The following is a 17,325-nucleotide window of genomic DNA, read 5'->3' as shown; positions in this document are numbered from 1 at the left end:
TTACATTGCCCGAACGCCGATTCCGTGCTCGACGAACGACGGCCACGGCCCCGCCGCGGCGGGGCCGATGGTCCTGAAGGTAGTCGCCGCTGCGCCTCAGGACGCCGGCGTGGAAAGACGGCTGTAGGTGGGAAGCAGCGCTCCGCTGCGCATTCCATAGGCGCGGTCGACGAGGATCAGCTGACTCAGGTCATGGGTGACCATCACCGTGGCCACGTTCCGGTCGCGGCTCAGTTCCGCGAGCAGACCGACGATCTCGCGGCTACGGGCCTCGTCGAGTGCCGAGGTCGGTTCGTCGACCAGCAACACCGAGGGGTCGTTGATCAGCCCGCGCGCAATCGCGACACGCTGGCGCTGTCCGCCCGACAGCTGGTGGGGACGCCGATCGAGCTGCTTCTCGAGACCGAGCGAGCACAACAGGTCCGCGGCGCGCTCGGCTGTCGCGGACCGACCCGCCGGCGAGGTGGGTCATCATCTGCAGCTGCTCGACGGCGGTCAACGAGGGGAGCAGGTTCGACTGCTGGAACACGAAGCCCGCCTGGGTTCGACCCGGTCGAGTACGCAGGTCGTAACGTAGTCGAGCGCTGCATCAATCGGCTCGAACACTTCCGTGACCTGGCCTCCCCGCTACGCCAAACGGGCTGCCTACCTCCGGTCCGAGTTGATCATCGCTGCGATCGTCCTGTGGCTTCGATGATTCATAGGTGTACCCGGCCATCAGGTTGGTGCCAGTCGGCTGACCGGTGGAAGTCCTCCGAGTGCGCTGTGACGCCGTCGAGTGTTGTAGTACTCGAGCCAGGGTGCAAGAGCAGCGGTCAGTTCGGCGTTGGACGTGAACACCTGCCGGTAGGCCCATTCGCTCTGCAGGGGGCGGTTCAGACGTTCGACCTTGCCGTTCTGCCAAGGGCCGTGGGGTTTGATGAAGCGCTGCCGGATGCCGTGCTCGGCGCACACGGTGCGCAGCGAGTACCGGTAGGCCCACGCGTTGTCGGTCATCAACCGTTCGATCCGGGTGATGCCGTGGCCGGCGAAGTAGTCGATCGCGCGGATCAGGAAACCTGCACAGGTGGCACCCTTTTCGTCCGGGAGGATCTCCGAGTACGCGAGTCGGGAGTGATCGTTGACGAGCGAGTGCACATAATCGAAGCCCACCTTCGTCGTGCGGTTGCGGGGCCGGTTCTGTCGACCGTAGGCCCGCCAGCCGCCAGCCGCCGCCGTCGGTGATCCGACCGAGCGTTTTGACGTCCATGTGCACCAGTTCGCCCGGGCGCCGACGTTCGTGGCGCACCGCGGTCGTCTTCGACGCCCGGATCACGTGCCCGGTCAGCGGGTCGCAGTCGGCCAGGTGGGGCACCTGGTGGCGTCGGAGAACCCGGGAGATGGTGCGGGCCGGAACTCCGAGTTCGGCCGCGAGGACCGGTCGCGCAATCCGCTCTCACTTTCGGTCTCGCAGCGGGCCACCCATGTGGACACACTTGCGGGAGATTCCCATTGCGCTGGCGATATGCGCTTTGGGCCAGCCGTTTCGGTAGCGCCCGATGATGAGCAATCTTCCGAGATAAGTCGTGCGGGCATTACGGTGGGACACGAGAACCTCCGAGCGGATGTGGGCCTTGGACAAGCCACCCCCACTCGGAGGTTCTCTTCACATCAAGCCGACACGCCTGCTACCAACGTCCCGGCCGAGTACACCTAGGGTGTGAACGCCGCTGCGGTTGCTGCTGTGTCCTCGAACAGGTGCATGCGCGTGATCTTTCCCGCCTTCACGGTCAAGCGCATCGCGACGTCGGTGTGGAACGGGCGTCCGGTCGTAGCTGCGACGTGGTCGAACGCACCGAAGATGACGGCATCCTCGCCGTCGGTGACGACAGTCTCGACCGAGACGACGCTCTTGCCCGGTACGAGGGCGGCCCACAGGGCACGGAAGTAGTCGGGCACCTCGCTTTTGCGCGAGCGAGCGCCGACCCAGTGTGCTAACGCCGGGTCGCCGGGAACGAACCAGTCGATTTCCTCCGCGAACAGCTCGCCCAGTTGTTCCGGGTCCTGCGCTCCGAGGGCCTCGAGGAAGGCGGTCGTGGTGTCTGTTGTGGTGGGGGTCATCAGGTGTCCTGTCTCTGGTGGCGATCGCCGACCGCCGATCTGTAGTGGTCGATACAGAACGCTAGCACATCTGTAGTGGTCGTTATAGAATGAATGTATGGGACGGCCGCGCAACTTCGATCGAGACACCGCATTGGACAAGGCGATGCTTCTGTTCTGGGAGCACGGCTACGAGCAGACCTCCATCGCCGACCTCACGCAGGAGCTCGGCATTTCCGCGCCTAGCCTGTACGCCGCGTTCGGCGACAAACGGACCCTGTTCGAGGAGGTCGTCGCCCGCTATGAAGCCAACCCCGCGTCGGTGACGACAGCCGGGACCGCCGGGACGACTCCGCACGAGGTGTTGCGGTTGATGTTCGACCGTGCCTGCCAGGAGTACGTCAGCGAAGCACATCCGCGTGGATGTCTCGTCAACACAGCACCTGAGCTCACCGGCAATCGCAACCAGAACCGCGCGATCACCGCAGACCAACTGCGCAGAGTCGCAATCGACACGGAAGAAAACATCGACGCCGAAACGCTCGCCGCCTTCACCCATGCTCTCCTCGTGGGCCTGTCGTCCTACGCTCGCGACGGCGCCGATGAGGAGCAACTACGCCGCGTGGCCGAGCTGGCCATGCGGGTGACGAGGGCGTGAGCGGAACCCTTCTACCTCGCCGCCGCGGTTCTGAATGCATCCTGCAAGTTCCGCATGAAGTGCACCCGGCAGCGCGCCACGAAGGACCATTGAACTGTTGTGTCACAGCAGCTTCAACCCGGCGTGCGCTTCGGAGACGCCCGGGTGCACTCCCGACAGACCCCGTCCCCGCAACCCGACTAGGAACTCACGCCAGAACTCGAACGACTCCGAGTCGCCGACCGCGGCCCCGAGGACCTCCCGGGCGCCGTCGATCGGCACCCCGTCGCCACCACCAAGGCATGGGAGACCAAATGCGCCCCGACCCGCACCTTGCAATAGGTCGCGTCGAGGTAGACGAGGTCGTCGACGCTGCGGGTCAAGACGCCGTGCACATACGCATCCATGACCACCGCATGCAGGCCTTGTCGATCCGCCGGCGGCGTTCGAGCAGCGACGGGACGAACGATCCCGCGCAGAGCTTGAGATCGTCGACCCCGTCTTCGGCCGGTACCCGTTGCGGTGCGTGGTCCGGCCCTCGGTGTGTTCGTAGCGGCCGACGCCCAGCATTTCGGTGACCTCGGCCTCGATCAGTTCTTGCAGGCCGGCGCGGATCAGTTCGGCGAACACGGACGCCGCATCGGCGTCCTTGATGACGGCGAGGCGGGCCAGCAGTGCAGAATGCTCATGCGTGATCGTGTGGTCCTTCGTGTCGAGTCACTTTGGTCGGTAACTCGTTCACCTCTACGCGGTGGCCCATCCTCGGTGCGGGACCGACAAGCGGCATACCTGCCGGTCAGGGCCTCAACCGATTCCCGTCATCCCAGAGGACTCTCCCCTGCGTGCAGGGAGGCGCCCCCACCGACAAGGCGCTCGCCGAGATGACCGAATGGGCAGCATGACTGTTGATTCGGTGTATCCGGTGGAAATTCATCGATGCCATCCCACTTCAAGGTCCCGCGACGGCCAGGTCACGAACCGGCCGGTCTATGTGGCGATCGGCGTGACCGTGGACGGGCACCGCGACATCCGCCCCCCAAGCACTGCGTGCAGGGAGGGACCCCCGGGGATTGTGGGCCGGTGACGGCGGCGAGGGCGGGAAGTTCTGGCTCGCCGTGCTGACGGAGATCAAGAATTGCGACACCGGGGACGTGTGCATCGTGGTCTGCAACGGGCTGAAAGGGTTACCCGCGGCGATCACCGAAGTCTGGGAGCTAGCGCTCGTCCAGACCTGCGTGACCCACCTGCTCCGCAACGCCTTCCGCTATGCATCACGCTGCTGTTGGGACGAGATGTCGCGGGAACTGCGGCCGGTCTGCGCCGCAGCCAACGATGCCGCGGGGCAACAGCGGTTCGACGAGTTCGTCACCAACTGGGGCCCGCGATACCCGGCGATCGTCCGCCTGTGGCGCAGCGCCTGGAGCGAGTTCGTGCCGTTCCTCAACTACGACCCGGAAATCAGGCGAGTCATCTGTAGTACCAACGCGATCGAGTCGCTCAACGCGAGATACCGGCGTGCGATCCGCGCCCGCGGGCACTCCCCCAACGAGCAAGCCGCGATCAAGTGCCTGCATCTGGCGACACGGGCCCTGGACCCGACCGGGACAGGAAGAGCAGGAAGAGCACGCTGGGCAGCAAGGTGGAAGCCGGCACTCAACGAATTCGTCATCACGTTCGAAGGCGGGGTCACCCCGGGCGAGAACTCAACCGATGCACCAGAACCGGATCCACCGGAAAACTGACACTACCTACGGGCACTGAGCAGGCGTCTTCGGACCCAGGTTCGGCGGGCAACTTGCCGGCGCCGATCCATAGCCAGCCACAAGTTCCCGCGACTACAACGGATTCTGGGTCCGGTGCGGCATCTGCGAAGCTTCAGTCAAGGGCCGGCAACCAATGTCGGTCGCGTCGAAGGAGACAGATCGGTCGAGATTTCGGCTAGACCCTTTGCTGTTTTCTCAAGTGCCGCAATAGTTTCTGAATGGAATCGCCACGCCAGCACCGTTGTGATGCGCGGTGCGTCGACAACGGGTACCGAAATGTGATCCGGCCACTGCCACGCCCTGCTCGACGCCGGAATGACAATCACGGTCCTGCCGAGCGACACCAACTGCGCCAAAGCGGATTGCGTGTGAATTTCGGGTCCCGGTCCGTCGGGGTAGCTGCCGTCCAAGCGTGGCCACCGCGCCATGGGTAGATCAGGCACCGAGCTGACCTCTGCCAGAGTCAGTTCAGTCCGTGAGGCGAGCGGGTGTCTGCTGGGGAGTATTGCAACCTGGCCCTCGGTGACGAGGTCTCGGTATCGACAGCCGGTCAGATCGTCGACAGGACGATGCATGATCGCCACGTCCGCGCTGCCATCACGCAGCAAACCCGCTTGTTCGCCAACTTCACACAGCAGAACATCGATCGGGTCGGGATGCTGTTCGAGTAGTCGTTGCAGCAGACCATGAGACGCCCCTGCTTTCGTGGCCAGAACAAGAGGTTTCGACGCCCGAACGGTCAGCCGCCCGGCAGCGGCGACTGCATCCAAAGCGATACGCGCCTCCCGATGGAGCACAGATCCGGCTTCGGTGAGCGAGACACCGCGACGGTCACGCACGAACAACTGAACTCCGAGTTGATGTTCGAGCTGTCGGATCGCCCTCGACAACGGAGGTTGAGCGATGTGCAGCTTGTCCGCGGCTCGTCCGAAGTGGAGAGCCTCGGCGACGGCAAGGAAGTAGCGCAGCTGACGTGTCTCGAGATCCTCCACTCGACCACCTTAATACCCGGTAGGTATCACCATCGCCGGAAAGGGTAATGGACAGCTGCACCCCGGGCATCGAACATGGCTGTCGTGAACGATACGAAAACTGCGCTGGTCACCGGCGCGAACAAGGGAATCGGTTTCGCCATCTCCGAGGGCCTCAGCAGACTCGGCTTCAAGGTCGTGATCGGTGCACGCGACGAGGAGCGAGGCAACACCGCTGCGGCACAGCTGAGAGAGCGTGGACTCGATGCAGTGGCGGTGGTACTCGATGTGACGGACGCCGACAGTGTCTCCGCAGCCGTGGAGAAGTTCGATCGTCTCGATGTTCTCGTCAACAATGCCGGGATCGGTGGCCGGACCAGTTCCGGCGCTCAGAATCCGACCACCCTCGATCACGACGTTCTGCAAACAGTTCTGGATACCAACGTGTTCGGTGTCATACGAGTGACAAACGCATTCGTCCCGTTGTTGCGTCGATCACCCGCACCACGGATCGTGAATGTTTCAAGCAACATGGGGTCACTTGCACTGCAGGCGGGTCCGCAGATGGCCGCCTATGCGCCGTCGAAGACGATGCTCAACAGCATCACGGCACAGTACGCGCGAGAACTCGCCGACACCGGCATCATCGTGAACGCGTGCTGCCCGGGTTACGTCGCCACCGACTTCACCGGACACCAATCTGCGCGGACGCCCGAGGAGGGCGCCGCTGTTGCGATCAAGCTCGCAACCCTCCCCGATGACGGACCACGCGGAGGATTCTTCGACGACAACGGAATCGTGCCGTGGTGAAGCACCACACGCTGTCGCGAACCATCAGATGAAGTGAGATTCCACGTTGCCACGCCTATGCCACGTACGTGAAGAACTACCCACTCAACGACACGGACTGCGCCCGATCGTTCGAAGGAACTGACGCAGGGTCGACCAAACGCCCGCCCACTCCCCACCGGGACCCTAAGAGACAAAACTATGACCCGCTTCGGCTAGAACGCCATACAGCTCGCAGGCCGGCGGGTGTGCAGCCCGCGGTCGGCCCCACGAAGAAGTGGGCGGGACACCTGCAACGTTCGTGATGGAAACGTTCGTGATGGAAGTGGTGGCGCTATCGCCGTCGTCATCTGGAGGAAGTCCTCTCCGACGAGGACGCCTCTAGTGGGTGGGGCGGGAACGGCAGCCGGATGCCGTCCTCGATGGAACCGTCGATCAATTCGAACAGCTGCGGGACGCAGTTCTCGCATCCGCGGTGCCCCCAGATGAGCGTCGAGCGGCTCGCGCTGCTCGTAGCGCTCGTAGATGATGAACGTGCCAGGCTCGCACGCAGTAGTTGGTGCCGACGGGGATTCCATCGATGATCGGATGGAGCTGGTCGGTCGGCACCACCGAGCTGTTCGGGGTGGCCCAGCGCGCGGGCGGCGGAACCGAAGCGCACGGCGATGCTCACCGCAGTGATGCGGAACATGGAGGAGAAGGCGATCGACGAGGCCCTGGACCTGTTCCAGTTCCTGATGGCATCCCAGCGCCTCCACCGAAGAGACGACACGACACCTCGTCCCCGCCGCGAAACACCGACTCCACACCTGATCAGCGGAGACACGCCTGCATTCTCGGAAAGACAACGGCTTCTAAGCGAGCTGTCGGCCGGATGTCAGTCAGCTGACGGAGGCTGTCGGCACGGTGGCCGAGCCATTCTCGTGGAGACATCGAAACCGCCCGGTACCCGGGCGAGACCACGAGGAGCACACCATGAACACCATCGCGCAGCACTGGATCAACGGACAGTGGACCGGCTCCGACTCGGTTCTGGAATCGATCAACCCGGCCGACGGCACAGTCGTCGGCTCGTTCTACGACGGTGGCGAGGCGGAGGCCTCGGCCGCGGTGGACGCCGCCGCCGCCGCGTTCGAGACCACCGAATGGTCGCGCAATCCCTCGCTTCGGGCGACCGCACTCAGTCGACTGGCCGACAACCTCGAGGCCCGGGTGCCCGAGGTTGCGGCCATGTTGTCCCGGGAGAACGGCAAGCTACTGGGTGAGACCACGTGGGAAGTCAGCGGTGCGGTCGGGTGGCTGCGGTACGCGGCGGCCTCTGCGCGCACCCAGAACGCCGGGCGCGCCGCCGAGACAGCACCTGGCCAGTACACCCACTCGGTGCCCGAGCCGCTCGGTGTCGCCGGGATCATCTCTCCCTGGAACTCTCCCGTCATGCTGACCGTGCGGGCGCTGGGCCCGGCGCTGGCCGCCGGCTGCACCGTCGTGGTCAAGCTTCCGGCTCAGACGGCGCTGACCAATGAGCTTTTCGCGCAGGTCCTGGCCTCGGTCACGGAGATCCCGGCGGGCGTGGTCAGCGTGTTCACCGAGTCCGGCAACACCGGGGCCCCGTTCCTGGTCTCGTCGGACAAGGTCGACGTGATCAACTACACCGGCAGCACGCCGGTCGGGCGCCGTATCGCGGCCGCGGCCTCCACTACGCTCAAGCGGCTCGGTCTGGAACTGGGCGGCAAGGCGCCGATGGTAATCCTTCCCGACGCCGATCTGGACATCGTGATCCCGACCGTGGTGCAGTCGCTGGTGCTGATGAACGGGCAGTTCTGCTGCACCGGCTCCCGTGTACTGGTTCACCGGGACATCGCCGACCAGGTGCGCACCCGACTCACCAACGCGCTCGCTCAGGTGCGGCTCGGCTCGGGCGACGACAAGGATGCCCAGCTCGGCCCGCTGATCGACAGGGCGTCCGCCCAGCGGGTGGACGCGATCGTCGAGGAAGCCACCTCGTACGGCACGGTACTGCTGCGCGGCGGCGCGGTCACCGACGGCCCCCTGGCCGCCGGTGCGTTCTACCGGCCGAGCCTGATCGAGGTCGACCGCACCGACGTCCGGATCGTGCAGGAAGAGGTCTTCGGTCCGGTCCAGACGTTCGAGATCTTCGACGACGAGGACGACGCCGTGACCAAGGCGAACGCCACCATCTACGGCCTGGCCGCCTCGGTGTTCAGCTCGGACTCGATGAAGGCCCGCCGGATCGCCCGACGCATCCGCACCGGCACTGTATGGATCAACACCTGGGGAGCCATCAGCGAGGACTTTGAGGAGGGCGGCGTCAAGGGCAGCGGTTACGGCTATCTGTGCGGCCCGCGAGCGATTGAGGAGTTCCAGGCCCTCAAGGTGTATGTGGAACAGGACCACACCCAGTCCACTCACTGATCAGATCATGACCCGACCGGCGCCCGCCGGGCTCCGGGCCCGGCCCCCGCACAAGGAGGCCGCACCATGCCGTCGATTCTCATCACCGGCGCGACGAACGGTCTCGGTCTCGCTCTGGCAGAGGAGCTTCCGGAAGCCGGGCACCAGTTGCTTCTGCACGATCGCAACCCGCAGCAACCGATGCCGATCGCGCAACGTTTCAAGGCCGAGCAGTACATCGCAGATGTGTCCATTCCGGCCAAGACCCAGCGACGCGGCCGAAGTGGCGGCACGACACCAGCAGCGGCTGGCGGTGAACCATCTGAGTCCTGTGCTGCTCACCTGGCAACTGCTGCCGCTGTTGCGCGGGCAGCCCATCACGCAGCGCCAACATCGCCTCGGTTGCGCAGGAACCGATGGAATCAAGACGCAGCATTTCGATTTGGAGTGGTCCATGAACGAGAGAATTGTTTCCCATGCCTACAGTGCCGACGATCCTGAGCTGCCAAGCCCACCGGCAATGACAGACATCCGGCACACGCTCCGGGAGCAGAGCCGGAACGCGTTCGCGAAAGCCGAACCCCGGCTCGGCCCCACCGTTCCAGCCGACGTCCGGCGTTGGAAGCTGTGGCTGCTCACCGTGTGCGCTATCTACCCCACCATCGTCCTGCTGGGCCTGGCTACGAACCCTGTTCTGGAGGATCTGTACCTGCCGGTGCGACTCGCTGTACTCGTCCCGGCGGCGGCAGCAGCGATGGTCTGGCAGATCAATCCCCGACTGCAGCGGCGTTTCGGAACTTGGCTCACCAGATGACAAGCAGCCCGGCTCCGCCGCCGGTGTGCCCCGCGGCGCCCGCACACCACAGACCACTGCGCAGGCTCACTGCGCGAGGCCGCGACGAGACCCACCGCGGCGTCTCCTCACTGGAACTCTTCTTCGACCTGTGCTTCATCGTGGCCATAGCCCAGGCAGGCGCCCAATTGGTACACGCCATGGTCGGGGGCACACGAGCGAGGGCATCCTCAACTACTTGATGATCTTCTTCGCCATCTGGTGGGCGTGGATGAACTTCACGTGGTTCGCCTCGGCTTACGACAATGACGACGTGCTGTACCGGATCGTCACGCTGATCCAGATAGCCGGCGTGCTCGTCGTGACGGCGGGCGTCTCCCAGGCGTTCGAGGAACACGCGTACCCAGTCGTCATTCTGGGCTATGTGATCATGCGGCTCGCGATGACGGTGCAGTGGCTGCGCGTGGCGCGGTCGAGTCAGGGCCCCGAACGGACGATGGCGCTGCGGTACGCCATCGGGCTGTGCCAGATCGGCTGGCTGGGGCTACTGGCCCTGCCGGAGGCAGACCGCACATGGGTCTTCCTGGTGATGGCGCTGGTGGAGATGGTCGTACCGCTGTATGCGGAGCGGGCACATCCGACGCCCTGGCACCCCCACCACATCGCCGAACGGTACGGGCTGCTCACGCTCATCGTGCTCGGCGAGACCATCGCAGCGGCCACGGTCGCAGTGAAGTCGGGGATCGACGAGCACGAGGACCTGGGTGAGTTGGTGCCCATCGCCGCCGGCGGACTGCTGATTATCTTCGCCGCCTGGTGGGTGTACTTCGCGGTCCCCATCCACGGGCACCTCCGGTCCAACCGGCAGTCCTTCCTCTGGGGCTACGGCCACTACCTGATCTTCGTCTCAGGTGCCGCGATTGGGGCCGGCTTGGAGGTGGCGGTGGAGCAGGCGGTGGGCAAGGCGCACCTTTCGACGCTGTCGGCGTCGGCGGCGGTGACGCTGCCGACAGCGCTGTTCCTGCTCACGGTGTGGGCGCTGCACTCGCGCTTCTACAAGATGGGGATCGCCCAGCAGTCGGTGCTGCCGGCCACGGCGCTGCTGGTGGTCGTCTGTACGTTCCTGGGTCACTGGGCGGTGCTCGCGGCGGGGCTGGTGGCGGCGCTGGCGGTGGCAACCGGGGTGACGCTGACGGCGCTCGGGGCGAGCCCGGAGCGTGGGAAGGGCGAGGAAAGCGCCGCGGTGCCAATTCTGTGAGGAAACCCTCGCCGCCGCGGGAACCTGGCCGGCAACGCCGGCGCCCGTGCCGTGCGCCCGGTGCTCCTGCTCAACGACGGCGGCACGTTGTTCACGCCGACGACGCGGACGCACCCGCTCGGCACCGCGAACCTGGCCCTGGACGACGTCCTCACGGAGCCTCTGGCTCCTTAGCAAGGCCACGTCACCATCACCGAGGCAGACCTGATCGTTGCCGACAAGCCCTTCCCGGTCCTCGAGCGCACTCCTGCTGTTCGGTCGACAGCGGCGCCCATGTGCCCGGCTGGGTCTGCGCTGGGGCCACCGTCCGATGGTGACGCCTTCCATCAGCACTGCGGGCTAAATTTCGGGAAGGCTGCCGGCGGAGGCGACCATGTCCTCCGGGTATTTGCCGGGAGGGGGACGACGGCGCGATGATCCGCGTGACCTTCGTGCTGTCGCTGCGGTGAGGCTGCAGCGCCCGGCTGTGTTCTGCATGACCTTCGCCTTGGAGCTGCGAGTGTCGGCGAAGCGAATGGCTTGACGATCCCTTTGCCAGTGGATGCGATAATGGCTGGTCAAGTGCGCGGCTGATGGTTCGACTGCTTCGCGAGGTACGACGAAGGACGCGGCGAATGTGGACGAAGTCAAGAGCAGCAGACATGAGCGTCGGCCCGGCCGGACTGGTCGGTCGGGAGGGCGAGCTCGCCGAGCTTGCGGCGTTCCTGGATATGGCCGGGACGAACGGAGCCGCCCTGCTGCTCACCGGTGATCCGGGTGTCGGGAAGACTGCACTCCTGGACGCGACCGCCGAGCTGGCGGTGGCGAAGGGAGTGCGGGTCGTCCGCGGGAGCGGCGTCGAGTACGAGACTGACATCAGCTTCGCGGGACTCCATCAGCTCATCGGTTCGTTGCCGGACGAGCTTGGTCGTCTGCCGCGGTCCACGCGGGAGGCCCTCGAGGTCGCCCTCGGTCTCGGCGTTGGTCCCGCGGCGAGCCGGATCGCCGTCCTGAACGCGGCACTGGCCCTGTTCGACGAGGCCGCGAAGGAGCGGCCGTTGCTACTAGTGGTCGATGACCTTCATGCCCTCGACGAGGCGAGCCAGGCTGCGGTGGGTTTCGTCGCCAGAAGACTGGGCGGTCGCCACATCGGGCTGCTCGGAGCACAACGAGACGAGTCCGACGAATCCTTCCGATCCACCGGTCTGCCAGAGCTCGAGATCGCGCCGCTGGACGACTCGGACGCCCTGCGACTGCTGTCCCGGCGCTTCGCCCACCTTCCCCGCCGGGTCCTTTCGACCGTGGCGCACGAGGCACAGGGAAACCCCCTGGCTCTGCTCGAGTTTGCCGGGTCCACGGACGCGTCCGGCGATCAACACGGCCACGGGGCGGGGTGGGCGAGCGGCCCGGGGCGGGACGTGCGCGCTCTGTACGGCGCCCGCGTCGGACGACTACCGCAGAGAACGCGCGAGGTACTGCTGCTCGCAGCTCTCGAAGGCTCCGGCGACATCGGCGTTCTCGAGGCGGCTGGCGGGCCGGGCGGCCTCGAGGAACTCGCTCCCGCGGAGCGTGACCACCTGGTCATGGTCGCGGAGAACGGCCGCGCGGTGCGCTTTAGGCACCCGCTGGTCAGGTCCGCGGTGGTCGACGGTTCCACCGGCGAGCAGCGGCGCAGCGCTCACCGCCGACTGGCCGACGCGCTGGGCGACCAGCCCGAGCGGCGCGGCGATCACCTCGCGAGAGCCACAACGGCGCCCGACGAGACGGTCGCCGCCGTCGTGGAGTCGGCGGCCCGGAGCAGCCTGCGACGCGGTGACGCCGACGGCGCGATCGCGAGGCTGCGGCGGGCGGCCGAACTAAGTCCCGACCGAGAGGTCCGCAGGCGCCGCCTGTCGAAAGCCGCCTACGTCGCCGCCTGGGTCGCGGGTCATCTGGATGTCAGCCACAAGATCATGCGTGAGGTCGAGGGCGATCCCGCGGCCCGGTCGCTCTCGGCGGCCGCGGCGGCCGGCTTCCTCGTGCTCGTCACGGAAGGCGACGCCGATACGGCGCACGCGCTCCTGATGGAAGCGGTCGGGCAGGCCTCAGCGATACCCGAACCGCCGCGTGAGGAGCTGGAGACCGCGCTCTTCGCTCTCACCCTCGCCAGCCAGTACTCGGGCCGGCCCGAGCACTGGCAGCCGCTCGTCGACGTGCTCGACCGGTTCCCCCAGGCATCGCCCGCCGCCGCGGCATCGCTGGGGCGCGTCCACCACGACCTCGGTTCCGTCACTGACGTCATGCTGCGCCGCCTGGACGAGGAGATCTCGCGGCTGAGGGACCAGAGTGACGCCGACGTGGTCATCCGCACCGCCCTGACCGCCTCGTACCTCGACCGGCTTCCGGGCTGTCGCGAGGCCGTGTCCCGGGTCATACGCGACGGCGGCGCGGTGGGGTCGAGCATGCCGGGCCTGATGTTCGTCGCCCTGGACAACCTGTACGCCGGCCGGTGGCAGCCGTCGGCCGACGCCGCGGACGAGCTCATCGCACTGTCCGAGGAGACCGGATACCACTTGTTCGCCCAGGTGGGACACTACGTCGCCGCAATGACCGCGGCCCAGCGCGGCGACCTCGACGCGTGCCGCCGCCACTGTCAAGCAGTCTGGGGGTGGTCGAGGCCCAGGGGACTGCAACGGCTGGAGAACTGCGCCCACCAGGCGGCCGCCCGGGGGGCCCTCGGCGCCGCCGACTTCGAGACGGCCTTCCGGCACGCCACAGCGATCTGCGCCCCGGGTGTGCTGCCGCCGTTCAGCCCCGAGGCCGTGTGGTCCGCGCCGGACCTCGTCGAGGCCGCCGTGCGCACCGGGCGGCACGCGGAGGCGCGACGGCACGCGGACGCGCTGCGCGACGCCGGTGTCGGCCACCTCTCGTCGCGGCTCGCGTTGAGCTCGGCCGTGGTCACAGCGATGACATCAACTGCCGAGGACATGGTCAGGTGCTTCGAGGAGGCACTCGGACTGCCGGGCGTCGAGCAGTGGCCCTTCGAGGTCGGCCATGCTCGTCTGGCGTACGGCGAAGCGCTTCGCCGGCAAGGACTCAACCGTGACGCCCGGGTGCAGCTGGCCGCCGCCCGTGACCGCTTCGAGGAACTCGGGGCCCGTTTGTGGGAGGCCCGGGCCGCTGCGGAGCTCCGCGCCACCGGCATGACGCGGACCGGCCGGGGCAAGGCTGGTGAGGCCCTCACCCCCCAGGAGCTGGAGGTCGCCAGGCTGGCGGCGACGGGGCTGTCCAATCCGCAGATCGCGTCGCGTCTGTTCCTTTCGCCGCGGACCGTGTCGTCGCATCTCTACCGTGTGTTCCCGAAGCTGGGGATCACGTCGCGGGCCGAGCTCCGCGACGCTCTGGAGACGCTGCCTCCCGAGCCTTCGGCCACCCAGCTGTGAAAGCTACCGGTCGGGTCTCAGCACTGACCCGGCACTGACGTAGGCGAGCCGCCGGCCGGATGTCAGTCAGCTGACGGAAGCTGTCGGTACGGTGGCCGAGCCATCCTCGTGGAGACATCGAAACCGCCTGGTACCCGGGCGAGACCACGAGGAGCGCACCATGCCGTTCGTCACCGTCAGCGACGGAACCGAAATCTTCTACAAGGACTGGGGCTTGGGCCGGCCGGTCATGTTCCACCACGGCTGGCCGCTGAGCTCGGACGACTGGGACGCTCAGCTGCTGTTCCTCGTCCAGCGGGGCTACCGTGTCATCGCCCACGACCGCCGCGGGCACGGGCGCTCCGCCCAGGTCGGCGACGGGCACGACATGGACCACTATGCGGCGGACGCCGCCGCCGTGGTGGCGCACCTCGGCCTGCGCGAGGTCGTCCACGTCGGCCACTCCACCGGTGGTGGAGAGGTCGCCCGGTACGTCGCCAGGCACGGTGCGGGGCGGGTCGCCAAGGCCGTCCTCATCGGAGCGGTGCCGCCGCTCATGGTCCGGACCGAATCGAACCCAGGAGGGCTGCCGGCCGAGGTCTTCGACGGCTTCCGCGAGGCCGTGGCCACCAACCGCTCCCAGTTCTACCTCGACCTCGCCTCCGGGCCGTTCTACGGGTTCAACCGCCCGGGCGCGGATATTTCCCAGGGCGTCATCCAGAATTGGTGGCGTCAGGGAATGACCGGTAGTGCGCAGGCGCACTACGAGGGGATCCAGGCGTTCTCGGAGACCGACTTCACTGACGACCTCCGAGCGATCGACGTGCCCACGCTCATCATGCACGGCGACGACGACCAAATCGTCCCGATCGCCAACTCCGCCGAGACAGCGGTCACGCTGGTCAAGAACGCGCGTCTGAAGGTCTACGCGGGGCTGTCGCACGGCATGTGCACCGTGAACGCCGACACCGTCAACGCCGACCTCCTCGACTTCATCGAGAGCTGACACCGACCCGGTACCGACACACAGCCTGTCAGCACGGAACAGAAAAGGAATCACCATGACCGCAACACCCACCAGCTACGTGACCGTCGTCTGGGACGCGAAGGCGAAGGCCGGCAAGGAGGCCGACCTCAAGGCGTTCATCACCGCCGCCGTCACCCCCTCACGCAACGACCCGGGCAACATCGACTACGAGGCATACGAAGTCGAGGGCAAGCCCTGCGAATTCGTCATCTACGAACGCTGGGAGACCCGCGCCCACCTCGACGCCCACCTCGCCGCGCCCCGAATGCGGGAACTCGTCCCGCAGATGCTCGAACTGATCGACGGATCCATCGAGGACGGCATCCGCCTCCTGCGCCCGTTCCGTCCCGCCCACTAGCACCGCACGCCCGCCGGCACCGACACCGGCGGGCGCACCACCGCGAACCTACCCCACGGGTGCTCCCGGTGACCGCTTCTGCGGGACCACCCGCTCAGACGACACGCACAGGAGAGACACGACGTGACCACCACATTGATAACCGGCGGCAACAGGGGCCTCGGCCACGAGATCGCGCGCAGACTCGTCCAGGCGGGCCAGACGGTCTGGATTGGAGCCAGGGACGCCGAGAACGGACGCAAGGCCGCCAACCGGCTCGGCGCCGACTTCGTCCAGCTGGACGTGACCGACGACGCGTCGGTCGACGCGGCGGTCAAGATGCTGCGCGCGCGGATCGGCCACCTGGACATCCTCGTCAACAACGCCGGCATCCTCGGTGAAGTGACGGCCCCCGAGGACATGACGGCCGACCAGATCCGCCACGTCTACGAAACCAACGTCTTCGGACTGGTGCGTGTCACGCACGCGTTCCTGCCCCTGCTGCGGAAAGCGGCCGCTCCGTCCGTCGTCAACGTCACCAGCGGCCTCGGCTCGTTCACGCTGACCCAGGATCCGGAACGGGTGGAGTCGCAGTACCCGCTCGCCGCGTACGGCTCGTCGAAGAGCGCGGTCACCATGCTGACCACCCAGTATGCCAGGACGATTCCCGACGTCCACTTCAACGCGGTGGACCCCGGCCAGACCGCGACCGAGTTCACCGGCCACATCGGACAGAGCGTCGAGGAGGGCGCCGAAGCGGCAGTACGTATCGCCACCCTTGGGCCCGACACGCCCACCGGCACGGTGACCGACCGCACCGGCGTGCTCCCCTGGTGACGGCGGCAGGCCCGACGCCAGGACAGGCTTGTCAACCGCCATCACCCGCACCGCACTTCCCGGGCGCGGACCGCATCAGCTCCTGAGCGCCTCTCATCGATCGCTCCTGCCCGCCTGATTCCTTGCCGCCTCCGTGCGCGTTCGGCGAGCCTGTCGATGTACCCGTCACTCGGGACGAAGGACCACATCGACAGGACAAGCTCACAGGACTACCTGCCCGAGAGGAAGGCTCTTCATCTGTAGGGCAGGATCCGATTCAGCGGTTTGCCACCGCTGAATCAAGTTGTCCTCGAGCGCTTCAGAGTGCACCCCGTCAAGTCAATGGCGTTGCCTCTGGCGTAGATCTGAACTCTGTACCGCTGTGCACCAGGGTACGAGGACACTGACCGTGGGCGAGGCGTTCAACGCCGGCTGGGCGGAGGGCACCCAGGGACCCCACGGGCCCGGGGCCGCCCGGCCGGGCACGTACGCACGGGTCAGCCGAGACACAGCCGAAGCCGAAACGGAGAGCAGAACTCGCCCCCAGCCAATTGCTGCCGGTGAGCACACTGGGGCGGTCAGCTTTTGGCGATGACTGCCGACCAGGTCCCCCAGCGTCGCCAGAACACCGGCCGGTGTCCCATGTCGACCAGGGTGCCGCACGACGGGCCTGCCGCTCCAGGAAATTAACTGGCGCCCAGTAACTTTCGCGCCCACCTGGTTCCGCCGGCCTTCTAACGCCTCGCCTGGCTGAATAGTGTTCGCCAAACGATCGTTTGCCGACAGGCAGGCGCCGCGTCCCACGAAACCGTGCATTGCAGGGTTCCCGCAGCGCGAATCCAATCAGGTCCGATGGCGATTGCTGACAGCGGCGTAGCCAAAACTTCACTCCATCCTTCCGTCAAGATCGACGGAGCGGGCGTTTGATTGCGAAACCCCCGCCCGCTCCACCCACCTCGATGCCGCACGAAAGTGCATCTGCATATTGAATCGCCCCGAGTTCGGCGGAGGCTCGGCTATCTGGTTCCGGCCTCAGCGAGGACCGGGGTTTCACGGTAGTCGA

Annotated in this window: 11 protein-coding genes and 5 pseudogenes; 11 read left to right on the top strand and 5 right to left on the bottom strand. The window is 66.5% G+C overall.

Going from position 1 to position 17,325, the window contains the following annotated elements; all coding sequences use genetic code 11:
- Nucleotides 1–96 precede the first annotated feature (96 nt).
- The 3 genes and pseudogenes from PV766_RS21230 to PV766_RS21220 all read right to left on the bottom strand — a co-directional run.
- A pseudogene (locus PV766_RS21230) lies at nt 97–562 on the bottom strand (ABC transporter ATP-binding protein); the annotation flags it as partial.
- A 155-nt stretch (nt 563–717) separates the two neighbouring features.
- Nucleotides 718–1,588, bottom strand: a pseudogene (locus PV766_RS21225) (integrase core domain-containing protein).
- Between the two features lie 104 nt (nt 1,589–1,692).
- Nucleotides 1,693–2,100, bottom strand: coding sequence for a nuclear transport factor 2 family protein (locus tag PV766_RS21220; RefSeq protein ID WP_421097810.1), 408 nt, complete (start codon nt 2,098–2,100; stop codon nt 1,693–1,695).
- 97 nt (nt 2,101–2,197) lie between these two features.
- On the opposite strand from PV766_RS21220, the gene PV766_RS21215 reads away from it, so the two are divergent.
- Entirely contained in the window at nt 2,198–2,737 is a 540-nt protein-coding gene (locus PV766_RS21215; protein ID WP_421097809.1) for a TetR/AcrR family transcriptional regulator, read from the top strand.
- Between the two features lie 17 nt (nt 2,738–2,754).
- Here the strand turns inward: PV766_RS21215 and PV766_RS21210 are convergent.
- Nucleotides 2,755–3,412, bottom strand: a pseudogene (locus PV766_RS21210) (transposase); the annotation flags it as partial.
- A gap of 164 nt (nt 3,413–3,576) precedes the next feature.
- Here PV766_RS21210 and PV766_RS21205 point away from each other — a divergent pair.
- Nucleotides 3,577–4,458: pseudogene (locus tag PV766_RS21205) on the top strand (IS256 family transposase); the annotation flags it as partial.
- A 137-nt stretch (nt 4,459–4,595) separates the two neighbouring features.
- Here the strand turns inward: PV766_RS21205 and PV766_RS21200 are convergent.
- Nucleotides 4,596–5,471, bottom strand: a complete 876-nt coding sequence (locus PV766_RS21200; RefSeq protein WP_421097808.1) for a LysR family transcriptional regulator — start codon at nt 5,469–5,471, stop codon at nt 4,596–4,598.
- 75 nt (nt 5,472–5,546) lie between these two features.
- Between PV766_RS21200 and PV766_RS21195 the strand changes: the two genes are divergently transcribed.
- From PV766_RS21195 to PV766_RS21155, 9 genes and pseudogenes are all read left to right on the top strand, one after another.
- Nucleotides 5,547–6,260: an SDR family oxidoreductase gene (locus PV766_RS21195; RefSeq protein ID WP_421097807.1), complete on the top strand. Its 714-nt coding sequence runs from the start codon at nt 5,547–5,549 to the stop codon at nt 6,258–6,260.
- A 954-nt stretch (nt 6,261–7,214) separates the two neighbouring features.
- Complete coding sequence (locus PV766_RS21190; protein WP_420162660.1) at nt 7,215–8,672, top strand: aldehyde dehydrogenase family protein; 1,458 nt, start codon at nt 7,215–7,217, stop codon at nt 8,670–8,672.
- Between the two features lie 66 nt (nt 8,673–8,738).
- Nucleotides 8,739–8,822, top strand: a pseudogene (locus tag PV766_RS21185) (short-chain dehydrogenase); the annotation flags it as partial.
- Between the two features lie 142 nt (nt 8,823–8,964).
- The gene (locus PV766_RS21180) at nt 8,965–9,465 is read left to right on the top strand and encodes a hypothetical protein (protein ID WP_421097847.1); all 501 of its coding nucleotides are present in this window, start codon (nt 8,965–8,967) and stop codon (nt 9,463–9,465) included.
- Between the two features lie 220 nt (nt 9,466–9,685).
- Nucleotides 9,686–10,702 carry a low temperature requirement protein A gene (locus PV766_RS21175; protein ID WP_421097845.1) on the top strand — a complete coding sequence of 339 codons (1,017 nt, stop codon included), beginning with the start codon at nt 9,686–9,688 and terminating at the stop codon, nt 10,700–10,702.
- Between the two features lie 641 nt (nt 10,703–11,343).
- Nucleotides 11,344–14,103 (top strand): ATP-binding protein, encoded by a 2,760-nt coding sequence (locus PV766_RS21170; RefSeq protein ID WP_421097806.1) that lies wholly within the window; start codon nt 11,344–11,346, stop codon nt 14,101–14,103.
- Between the two features lie 160 nt (nt 14,104–14,263).
- A complete protein-coding gene (locus PV766_RS21165) occupies nt 14,264–15,088 on the top strand; it encodes an alpha/beta fold hydrolase (RefSeq protein ID WP_421097805.1) in 825 nt (274 codons plus the stop codon).
- Between the two features lie 55 nt (nt 15,089–15,143).
- Nucleotides 15,144–15,467, top strand: a complete 324-nt coding sequence (locus PV766_RS21160) for a putative quinol monooxygenase (RefSeq protein ID WP_421097804.1) — start codon at nt 15,144–15,146, stop codon at nt 15,465–15,467.
- A 123-nt stretch (nt 15,468–15,590) separates the two neighbouring features.
- Complete coding sequence (locus PV766_RS21155; RefSeq protein WP_064059567.1) at nt 15,591–16,283, top strand: SDR family oxidoreductase; 693 nt, start codon at nt 15,591–15,593, stop codon at nt 16,281–16,283.
- The last annotated feature ends 1,042 nt before the right edge of the window (nt 16,284–17,325 follow it).

This window comes from Rhodococcus sp. As11 (assembly GCF_048957735.1).
GTDB lineage: Bacteria > Actinomycetota > Actinomycetes > Mycobacteriales > Mycobacteriaceae > Rhodococcus > Rhodococcus gordoniae.
Note: the sequence above shows the minus strand (reverse complement) of the source record. Positions and strands in the feature narration are given on the sequence as shown.

Coding starts and splice junctions, on each gene's coding strand:
- PV766_RS21160 (WP_421097804.1), top strand. CDS start 15,144: ATGACCGCAACACCCACCAGCTACGTGACCGTCGTCTGGGACGCGAAG.
- PV766_RS21220 (WP_421097810.1), bottom strand. CDS start 2,100: ATGACCCCCACCACAACAGACACCACGACCGCCTTCCTCGAGGCCCTC.
- PV766_RS21175 (WP_421097845.1), top strand. CDS start 9,686: ATGATCTTCTTCGCCATCTGGTGGGCGTGGATGAACTTCACGTGGTTC.
- PV766_RS21165 (WP_421097805.1), top strand. CDS start 14,264: ATGCCGTTCGTCACCGTCAGCGACGGAACCGAAATCTTCTACAAGGAC.
- PV766_RS21190 (WP_420162660.1), top strand. CDS start 7,215: ATGAACACCATCGCGCAGCACTGGATCAACGGACAGTGGACCGGCTCC.
- PV766_RS21170 (WP_421097806.1), top strand. CDS start 11,344: ATGAGCGTCGGCCCGGCCGGACTGGTCGGTCGGGAGGGCGAGCTCGCC.
- PV766_RS21215 (WP_421097809.1), top strand. CDS start 2,198: ATGGGACGGCCGCGCAACTTCGATCGAGACACCGCATTGGACAAGGCG.
- PV766_RS21195 (WP_421097807.1), top strand. CDS start 5,547: ATGGCTGTCGTGAACGATACGAAAACTGCGCTGGTCACCGGCGCGAAC.